Origin of the sequence: uncultured Nevskia sp., from assembly GCF_903885465.1 — a bacterium.
In the GTDB taxonomy this organism is placed as follows: domain Bacteria; phylum Pseudomonadota; class Gammaproteobacteria; order Nevskiales; family Nevskiaceae; genus Nevskia.
This window is the reverse complement of the sequence record NZ_CAISIQ010000008.1, coordinates 1-9,826: the sequence shown is the minus strand read 5'-3', so window position 1 is coordinate 9,826 and position 9,826 is coordinate 1. Positions and strand designations below refer to the sequence as shown.

General features: G+C 65.7%; 7 protein-coding genes. 5 read left to right on the top strand and 2 right to left on the bottom strand.

Annotated elements, in window-relative coordinates:
- Positions 1-995 (bottom strand): hypothetical protein (locus QZY06_RS00300; protein WP_295678687.1); only part of this gene is annotated, 995 nt, incomplete at its 3' end.
- A 153-nt stretch (positions 996-1,148) separates the two neighbouring features.
- Here QZY06_RS00300 and QZY06_RS00295 point away from each other — a divergent pair.
- The 5 genes from QZY06_RS00295 (at position 1,149) to astB (ending at position 7,566) form a co-directional block, all read left to right on the top strand.
- On the top strand, positions 1,149-1,808 hold the full coding sequence (locus QZY06_RS00295; RefSeq protein ID WP_295678684.1) for a response regulator transcription factor: 660 nt from the start codon (positions 1,149-1,151) through the stop codon (positions 1,806-1,808).
- A 92-nt stretch (positions 1,809-1,900) separates the two neighbouring features.
- Positions 1,901-4,318: a serine/threonine-protein kinase gene (locus QZY06_RS00290; RefSeq protein WP_295678681.1), complete on the top strand. Its 2,418-nt coding sequence runs from the start codon at positions 1,901-1,903 to the stop codon at positions 4,316-4,318.
- On the top strand, positions 4,315-5,037 hold the full coding sequence (locus QZY06_RS00285) for an ATP-binding protein (protein ID WP_295678678.1): 723 nt from the start codon (positions 4,315-4,317) through the stop codon (positions 5,035-5,037). The genes QZY06_RS00290 and QZY06_RS00285 overlap by 4 nt, the downstream gene beginning before the upstream one ends.
- Before the next feature lie 76 nt (positions 5,038-5,113).
- Positions 5,114-6,202 carry a low-specificity L-threonine aldolase gene (gene ltaE, locus QZY06_RS00280; RefSeq protein WP_367275523.1) on the top strand — a complete coding sequence of 363 codons (1,089 nt, stop codon included), beginning with the start codon at positions 5,114-5,116 and terminating at the stop codon, positions 6,200-6,202.
- Positions 6,199-7,566, top strand: coding sequence for an N-succinylarginine dihydrolase (astB, locus tag QZY06_RS00275; protein ID WP_295678673.1), 1,368 nt, complete (start codon positions 6,199-6,201; stop codon positions 7,564-7,566). Before ltaE ends, astB begins: the two co-directional genes overlap by 4 nt.
- 65 nt (positions 7,567-7,631) lie before the next feature.
- Here the strand turns inward: astB and QZY06_RS00270 are convergent.
- A partial coding sequence (locus tag QZY06_RS00270; RefSeq protein ID WP_295678671.1) for an alpha/beta hydrolase occupies positions 7,632-9,826 on the bottom strand: 2,195 nt, incomplete at its 5' end.

Sequence of the window (9,826 nt, the reverse complement as noted above, 5' to 3'; positions counted from 1 at the left end):
GCCGTGGTCTCGCCGATCAGCTTGTCGAACGTCGCCTTGTAGGCGTCTTCGCTTTCAGGCTTCGAGACGAAGCTCTTGGTTTTCTGGGTGCCGCTGCCGAGCAGGATGCCGAGCGCGTTGGTGACGCCGTCGCCCTTCTTGTCGGCCGCCGAGGTCGATTCGCTCATCGTGAAGATGTCCGGCTCGGCGACGGAGGGATCGTCCAGATAGATCGCGCCGCCGAAGCGGCCGCGCTTGCTGGTGGTGAAGGTGCGCGCGCCGCCCGGGCCGTTGATCTGCCATTCGGTATCCCCCGCCAGCAGCACCGGCGCCGACTGGATACTGGCGTGGCTCGAAGTACCGGCGATCAGGCGCCAGCCGCGCTTGGGCTTGGAGGTGAGGCCGAAGCTGGCGAGGTAATGAATGTGCAGCAGGCTGGCATCGAGCGCCTTGGCGATGTCCCCGGCCTTGGCGCCGCGGCCCTGGTTCTGGGAATCGACCCGCTGGCCGAGGCTGCCGCGACCGGTGCTCGACGAGAAGAACGCCTTCATGCCGGCCGGCGCAAAGATCTTGCTGATCTGCGGGTTCTTCTCGCCGAAGCTCGAATCCGAGAACGTGTACGGCGATTCCAGCCCGTACTTGGCAAGCTGCCCCTGCCAGATTTCATTCGCCGCCAGAGTCGCCGGATCGACGACCTCGTAGCCCGCCGCCTGCAGCGCGGCGACGGTATCGGCGTAAGCCTTGTCGGTGATCGCCTGCATGGTGGCGTCGCTTACGCCGTCGAGCGTCGCCGTGACCATCGCCGTCGAACTACCGAAGGCGCCGCCGTTGCCGCGATCCTGGGCGTAGATCTGGGTGTAGAACTCGACGCCAAATTCGGCGATCGCCACCCGCTTGGCGCCCTGCACCGCTCCGACGTTGTCGGTGCCAACGTCCGGCGCTGCAGATGCCGTCATCGCCAGCAGGCTGAGCAACAGCCCAGCTCCCTTTTTCCAGATCTTGTTGAAGCTCGTCATGGTCATCCCCGGTGTTGCCGAACGGGCCGTTTGCCCGCTGCGGAAACTCTAGGGATCGCCGGTTCCGGCCGAACCCCCTAGCTGGGGGGTGAGGCTTGACGCCGACGAGACCGGATCGCCAGTCTCGCCACATCAGAACTTGGGGCTGCAGGCATGAAGACCGCATTGATCGTCGAAGACCAGACACCGCTGGCGCAGTGGCTGGAGCAGACGCTGCGCGAGGCCTTCGACGGTATCGAAGTCAGCCGGGTCGACAGCCTGCTGTCCGGCCGGCGCTGGCTGCGCGGCCTCACCGCCGAGACCGGGCCGGAACTGGCGCTGATCGACCTCGGCCTGCCCGATGGCTCAGGCGTTGAACTGATCCGCGAACTGAGCGCAGCGCATCCGCGCTGCCAGTGCATCGTCTCGACCATCTACGCCGACGATGCCCACGTGTTCCCAGCGCTGCGGGCCGGCGCCCGTGGCTATCTGCTCAAGGATCAGCCGCGCGAAAAGATGGTTGCCGCGTTGCGCGGCATCGCCGCCGGCGAGCCGCCGTTGTCGGCGACCATCGCTCGCCGCCTGCTGCGGGTGTTCGGCGATGAACCGGGCCGAGCCGCCGGCACCGAGCAGCCACTGTCGCCGCGCGAGCGGGAAACCCTGGTGCTGATCGCCAAGGGTTGCCGGCTGCCGGAAGTCGCGCTGCACCTCGGCGTGACCCGCAACACCGCCGCCGGCTTCATCAAGAACGTCTACCGCAAGCTCGAAGTCAGCAGCCGCGCGGAAGCGACGATCGAGGCGACGCGGCTCGGCCTGGTCAATCCTCAGCTCTGAAGGCTGGCCACTGAAGGCCGCGTGAATCGCGGTTCGCGCAGGGCCGGCGCGGTCCGCTACGATCGCGGCCCCAATCCCTCGAGCGCCTGACGATGGTCGAAGCCGATAACGACGCGATGCCGGCGCGGATTGGCCCGTACCGAATCCTGCGCCTGCTCGGTGAAGGCAGCCACGGCCGCGTCTATCTCGCCGAGGAAAGCGATCCGCCGCGCCGCATCGCGCTGAAGGTGCTGCGTGCCGCCAGCGCCGGCGAGGATCTGCGCCGCCGCTTCCGGCGCGAGATCGAACTGCTGGCCGGGCTCGAACATCCGGGCATCGCCCGGCTCTATGCCGCCGGTGTTGCCGACAGCGACGCCGGCCCGCTGCCCTGGCTGGCGATGGAATACATCGAAGGTCAAGACCTGCTGGCCTATGCCGATCACGCCAAGCTCGATCTACGCGAGCGACTGGCGCTGCTTGCCGAGATCAGCCGCATCGTCCATTTCGCGCATACACGGGGCGTCGTCCATCGCGATCTGAAGCCGGCCAATCTGCTGGTCGACGCGTCTCGCAAGCCGCGGGTGCTGGACTTCGGCATTGCCCATCTGGTGCTCGATGAAGCGACGCCGATGACCCAGGTCGGCCAGGTGCTCGGCACCGTGCCGTACATGAGCGCCGAGCAACTCGCGGGTATCGATGGCGCCGATCCGCGCAACGATGTGTATTCGCTCGGCGTCATCGCCTACGAACTGCTCAGCGGCCATCTGCCCTATCCCGGCCTGTCGAAATCGACCGTGCTCGAAGCGCTGGCGATGATCCGCGCCGGCCGCATCGAGCGGCTGTCGCAGCATCTGCCGGCCGCGCGCGGCGATACCGAAACCGTGGTGATGAAGGCGATGGCGCAGGAGTCTGCGCATCGCTACGGCTCGGCTGCCGAACTGGCCGGTGATCTTGATCGCCTGCTGCTGAGCCAGCCGATCGAGGCACGGCCGCCGACCGCCGGCTACCTCGCCGGCCTGTTCGTGCGCCGGCACAAGGCGATCACCGCAGCCGCGGCCGTCGCCGTGCTGGCGCTGGTCGCCGGTGCCGCGGTGTCGATCCGCTACGGCCTCGCTGAATCCGAAGCACGGCAGCAGGCCGATGCCCGCAGCGCCGAGGCTGAAGCGGTCAATGCATTTCTCGAAAAGATGCTGACCGCCGCCACGCCGGACGAGGAACTGGGCCGCGATCTGCGCGTGCGCGAAGTGCTGGATTCGGCCAAGGCCTCGCTCGGCGCCGAACGCAATGAGGCCCTGTCCTCGACCTTGTACCGCACGCTCGGCGCCAGCTATCTGGCGCTGGCCGACAGCGACACCGCGCTGCTGCTGCTCGATGAAGCCCGCAAGCGCGCCATCTCGTCCTACGGCGCTGACAGCACCCAGGCTCGCGCCGCGAAGCTGCTGCACGCCGAGGCTCTGGTGCAGAAGAACCAGCTCGCCGAAGCCGGCAGCGAAATTGCCGACATCGCCACGGCTGCGCAGCCCGAGCTTGAAACCCGCAAGCAATCACTACGCGCGCGCCGTCTGCAGGGGACGATCCAGCGCGAACAGGGCCAGTTCGCTGAAGCTGAAAAGATCTGGGCGGCGGTGCATGCCGATGCACTGAAGCTGCTCGGGCCGGACGATGATTTCACGCTCACCGTGGCCGGCGATCACGCCGTGGCCTTGCAGGACAACGGCGATCTCAAGGGCGCGCGTGCCGAGCAGGAACAATTGCTGGCGCAGCAGACGCAGCGGCTGGGCCCTGATCATCCGGACACGCTCACCGCGCGTTCCAGTCTCGCCGCGACCACCGCCTATCTCGGCGATCTGCCAGCGGCGGTGACGATAATGCGCGAGGTCGTTTCCGGCATGCGCAAGACCTTCGGCGATACTCATCCGGAAACGCTGACCGCGATGGCCAATCTCGGCGCGATGCTCAACGACACCGGCGCCGAAGCCGAGGGCTTGAAGCTCAGCGAGGAAGTGCTCGATGCACGCCTGCGCCACCTCGGCCCAGCCAGCCGCAACAGCATCGATGCCTACACGACGGTGGGCGTTGCCCAGGCCGCGCTGAACCAGAGCGAAGCTGCCGAAAAGACGTTCCGCACCGCGCTGGCGGCCGCCGATACCCAGCCCGCAGCGCTAGCCGAATCAGCATTGCTAGTGCGCGCCAATCTGTCCTCACTGCTGATGAAGCTGAACCGGCTAGCCGAAGCGCGACACGAACTGGAGCTGACGGTCGCCAGCAGCATCGCGATCAAGGGTGCGGACAACTGGCAGACCGCTGCATCGCAAAGCCTGTACGGCGAATGCCTGTTCCGGCTGCACGATCTGCCGGCCGCCGAAGCGGCGCAGCAAGCGGCGTTGACCACCTTCACGGCCACGCTCGGGCCGGAGCACGACCGCAGCCAGCTGGCGCGCGAACGCTTGCAGAAGGTCCTGCTGGCAGAAGGCAAGACCGACCAGGCTGCTGCACTCGCGCCACCGAAAGCGCCGGCCACAACGCCATGAGCATCGCGGCGGTGATCGTCGTTCTGCTGGTAGTGGCCTGCGCATGGCTGCTGCGCCAGCGCGCGCAGCTCAGGCGCGAACTCGCCGTGCTGGAACTGCGGCAGACCGGCGAAGCCGACAGCCGTCGCCAGGCGATCGCCAGCGAACGCAGCCGCCTGCTGGGCGATCTGCATGACGACATCGGCGCCAAGCTGCTGACCCTGATCCATAGCCTCGATCGCCCGGAGCAAGCCGACCTCGCCCGCGCCGTGATGCAGGACCTGCGCGACATCGTCAGCCGCAGTCAGCTCGAACCGCTGAGCCTGCTCGAAGCGCTGGCACAGATGCGCGAGGAAACCGAAGAGCGTCTGGCGGTGATCGGCAGCAGTCTGGAATGGCAGCAGGACGGCGAACTGCCAGATCCGCCGCTAGACGAGGCGCAGGCCCTGCATCTGTTCCGCATCGGCCGCGAAGCCGTGACCAACGCGCTGCGCCATGGCCACGCAACGCATCTGCGCATCCGCATCCGTGCCGCCAGCGGCATGCTGCTGTTCGATCTCACCGACGACGGCCCCGGCCTGCTCGCCGATGGCCCGTCCGGCCGCGGCACTACCGGCATGCGCCGCCGCGCCGAAGAGCTGCAAGGCTCGATCGCCTGGACCGCCGGCACGCGCGGCGGGACCAAGGTGGTGCTGCAGTTCCCGCTGCCGGAATCGAACGCGAGCCCCAGGCCACGCTGAAGGTTTCACGCGGCGAACGCTCGCGGCACCTAGAATCCGGCTCAAGCCCGGCAATCCAAATCCCATGTCGCAAACCCTGATCGATCTGCGCAGCGACACCGTCACTCGCCCGACCACTGCGATGCGCGCGGCGATGGCCGCCGCAGAAGTGGGCGATGACGTCTATGGCGATGACCCCAGCGTCAACCGCCTGCAAGCGGTCGCCGCCGAGCGCTTCGGCTTCGAAGCGGCGCTGTGGTTTGCCACCGGCACGCAGTCCAACCTCGCGGCGCTGATGGCGCATTGCGGGCGCGGCGACGAGTACCTGGTGGGCCAGGATGCGCACACCTACAAGTACGAGCAAGGCGGTGCCGCCGTGCTTGGCTCGATCCAGCCACAGCCGATCAGCAACCAGCCGGATGGCTCGATCGCGTTGGCCGACATCGCTGCTGCGATCAAGCCGGACGATCTGCATTTCGCGCGTACACGCTTGCTGGCGCTGGAGAACACCATCGGCGGCAAAGTGTTGCCACAGGCGTATGTCGCCGACGCTACGGCTTTCGCGAAGTCGCGTGGCCTGGCGACGCATCTCGATGGTGCGCGGCTGTGTAATGCGATGGTTGCTGCGGGGTTGAGCGCGCGCGCAGCGGTGAGCGGTTTCGATTCGGTATCGCTATGCCTAAGCAAAGGTCTCGGCGCGCCGGCCGGTTCGCTGCTGCTCGGAAGCACGGCCTTCATCGCTGCCGCAAAGCGCTGGCGCAAGGCGCTCGGCGGCGGTCTGCGCCAGGCCGGCATCTTTGCGGCAGCGGGGCTGTACGCGCTGGAGCATCACGTCGAACGACTCGCTGAAGACCATGCCAACGCCGCACATCTTGCAGCCGGGCTGGCGGCGCTCGGGCTCAGCGTGGCACCGGTGCAGACCAACATCGTGTTCGTCGACATCGCCAGCGAAGACCTTCCTGCGCTCAAGCTTTACCTGCCCGAACAGGGTGTGATCGCCACGCTCGGTACGCGCACCCGGCTGGTCACCCATCTCGATGTGCCGCGCGCGAAGATCGATGCCGCGCTGGCCGCGTTCGAGCGCTATTACGCCGTCAAGAAGCACGCTTCGACCTTGTTTTCAGCACCGAAACCCGGCGGCGCCCTGCCGCCCGGCATGGCCGAACTGTACGGGAGCATGACGTGAGCGCCGTCGATAGCAGTGCCGAGAAAAAGCCGGTCAGCGTCGAAGCGAACTTCGATGGCCTGGTCGGCCCAACGCACAACTACGCAGGACTGGCGCAGGGCAACAAGGCCGCCGAGAAGAATGCCGAGCTGCCTTCGAACCCGCATGCCGCGGCACTGCAAGGACTGGCCAAGATGCGCGCGCTGGCGGCGATGGGCTTTGCCCAAGGCGTGCTGCCGCCGCAGGAACGTCCGCATATCCCGACCCTGAAGCTGCTCGGCTTCGAAGGCCGCGATGCCGAAGTGCTGATGCGCGTGCGCCGTGATGCGCCGGAACTGCTGGCGGCGATGTCCTCGGCGTCGTCGATGTGGACGGCCAACGCAGCCACCGTCTCGCCGGGCGCCGATACCCGCGATGGCCGCGTGCATTTCACGCCGGCCAATCTCGCCACTCATCTGCATCGCTCGATCGAGCCGGTCGTCACCGGCCGCGCGCTGGCAACGATCTTCCGCAGCGAAAAGCACTTCGTGCACCACGCGCCGCTGCCGGCGACGCCGCAGATGGGGGACGAGGGCGCCGCCAATCACACGCGGCTATGCGCCGAGCACGATGGCCATGGACTGGAACTGTTCGTCTACGGTGAAGCGGGCGAGAAGGACCCGAAGCCTGCGGTGCACCCTGCGCGCCAGAACCGCGCCGCCGGCGAGGCGATTGCCCGTCTGCATCACCTCGATCCGGACTACGTTCATCACGCCCAGCAGAAGCCAGACGCGATCGACGCCGGCGTCTTCCACAACGATGTCATCGCGGTCGGCCATCGCCACCTGCTGCTGCATCACGAGCAGGCTTTCGTCGATGGCAAGGCGATCCGCAATTGGGTCAAGCGGCGCCTGAAAGGCCGCGATCCGGTGTTCATCGAGATCAGGGATCGCGAGTTGAGCATCGAGGATGCAGTCAATTCCTACCTGTTCAACAGCCAGATCCTCAGCCTGCCCGATGGCTCGATGCGGCTGATCTGCGCCCATGAATGCCAGGAGAACGACAAGGTCTGGGCCGCGATCCGGCGCATCGTCGACGACCCGCTGAACCCGATCACCGACGTGCAATCCTTCGATCTACGTCAGAGCATGCGCAACGGCGGCGGCCCCGCCTGCCTGAGGCTGCGCGTGGTGCTCGATCCGGCGCAGCGCACGGCGGTGAACCCGAAGGTCTGGATCGACGATGCCCTTGCCGTCCGGCTCGAAGCCTGGATCGGCAAGTACTATCGCGACCGCCTGGTCCTGGCCGATCTCGCCGATCCGCAACTGCTCGACGCCTCGCGCAGCGCGCTCGACGAGCTGACCCAGATTTTGGGTCTGGGCAGCTTGTACGACTTTCAGCGCTAGATCAGAGGCTGGACGTTGTGCCCGGCCTCCGTCGCCCATCGAAAGCTCGTCACCGCTGCAAGCGACTACCGCACCGATGGCAGGATTCCGATCCTCTGTAGGAACTCCAACTCTTGAGCGCGCGATTCATCCGTCTTGCCAGGCGCACTCGGCCAGTCATGGCCGAGTCCCGGCTCGTTGATGAAATCGCACACTCGGCCAAGCGACCGAATTGTCGTACAAAGCCGCAGGTTGGCCGTTTCCGCGAACACAACGTCGCCATCCGCATGGAAAATGAGATAGGGCGATAACTGGCCATCGATACCCCGCTCCGGGCTGATGTCGTCGACAAACTTTCCAAAACGGTCCAACTGAGACTGCGCAAGCTGCGCATCCGGTGCTGTAGAACTGACGCCTGATCTGAGGACAACAGCCCCCACGCGGAACAGCGGATTGTTGCGGTAGGAGGTGGTGACCGGCGGCTCGAGCAGCGACGCCCACACCGCATTTCCGCCACCCGAACTGGTACCCGTCACCACGATTCGGGTCGGATCGATGCCGAGCTGAGCAGCATTCTCCTGTGCCCATCTGACAACCAGTCTCGCGTCGTCGGCATGCACGTACGCATAAGTGCCGAAGCGATCATTGACCCGCTGGTCGGGCGAGATGACAACCATGCCTTGGTCGGTCGCCCAGTATCGGGAACGCGTTCCCGGCAAGCCGCCGCGTGCCCAGCCGCCACCGCTCCAGTCGATATAGACAGCACGGCGATCGGAAGGCTGCCAATCGGTCGGATTGAACACAAAGGCACGTAGCGGAATGACTGCGTCGCTACGCAGCACGTAGTTCGCGGCGGAACCGGCAACCGTCGCAGGGGTATTGGCAACCGGATCCACCGTCGTGGTGACGGTGAGCGAAGAGCTGACGTTGGCCAAGCGCAGATTGACCGCAAAGCTGGTCGCGAACGTCTGCGGCATGACGAAGCGCACGACGATCCTGTCGCCTTCGGCCACCGTTCCAGCTGCAGACGAGTACGGCCCTCCATTGACGCTGTACTGGCCGCCGGTAACCAATACCGCCGTCGGTCCGGCGGAATTGGTGACTACGACCGGATCGGTGAACTGGACGGAGCCCGGCAACACCAGCGCACCCGCCGATGCTGAAGCCGAAGACAGCGTGAAGCGATTCGGCCGGGTGGGTGACGACACGGTCTTCACCGGCCAGTTGATGGTGCCGTTGCCTATGGTGATATCCAACGAGTAAGCGCGGCCATACTCTGGGCCAGTCGTGACCTTGAGCTGCAGAATATCTCCAGCTCGTGCGGTTCCCGGCGCACCAGTAAAGGCACCACCATTCAGGCTGTAGGTATACGGCGCGTTGATCGAGATCGGCACCGGAACATTGATACCGTTGATGGGCATCGGCGGCGTCACGACATCGCTGTTGACCGGAGCAGCACGACTATCGGGGAAGCGCAGGTAGTCCGTCAGGCGGTCTTCGGGAGCCGAGGTCGTCAGCGTCCAGGTAGTCACGAAACCACCGACGGTCACTGTGGCCATCCGGACATCGTTCAACATCGGCCCAGCAGTCAGCAGCAGACGCAGCACGTTGCCGTTGTGCGCAATACCCGTGCTGGAGGTGAATGGGCCACCGTCGAGACTGAACTGGCCGCCGGTGATCTCGATACGCGCCGCACCGCTGAGACCAGAGATCGTCATCGGTTCGCTGATCTGGCCCAATAGCGGGAAACCGTTAGCGCTGGTGAACGAGAACGCCTGCGGTGTGGCATCGCCGATGACCGTCAGAGCCTGGAATCTGGCAGAGACGTCGCCAATCGTCACGCTCGCCTCGGACATCTCCGCGGCCGTGGTCACCGTTGCGACCCTGATCCGACTGCCTGGCTGAATAGATCCATCACCGAAGATCCACGGACCACCATCGATCTGGTAGGTGCCGCCGATCACCGAGATCGGCGTCGACGTATTGATACCCGCAATCGTGATTTCGTTGCTGGACTGACGCGTCGACGGCGCAGCACCGAACACCGGCACGAATGCGAATGCATCCGGATGAGTGTCGGCTGCCAGCGTTTCTATCGAATACCCGGCACTGTAGCCGCCGACGGTCAGCGTCGTCACAGCGACCGTACCGAAGGAGGTAGACGACTGCATCTGCACATCGACGATGTCGCCGTTGACCACCGTGCCGACAGCCGTGGTGCGCGGCAGGCCATTGATGCTGTAGCTACCGCCGCCAGTGATCGAGATCTGCGTCGGCACAT

Bases quoted from the DNA above. Each gene is read 5' to 3' on its own strand.
- QZY06_RS00285 (WP_295678678.1), top strand. From the start codon at position 4,315: ATGAGCATCGCGGCGGTGATCGTCGTTCTGCTGGTAGTGGCCTGCGCA.
- QZY06_RS00295 (WP_295678684.1), top strand. From the start codon at position 1,149: ATGAAGACCGCATTGATCGTCGAAGACCAGACACCGCTGGCGCAGTGG.
- QZY06_RS00290 (WP_295678681.1), top strand. From the start codon at position 1,901: ATGGTCGAAGCCGATAACGACGCGATGCCGGCGCGGATTGGCCCGTAC.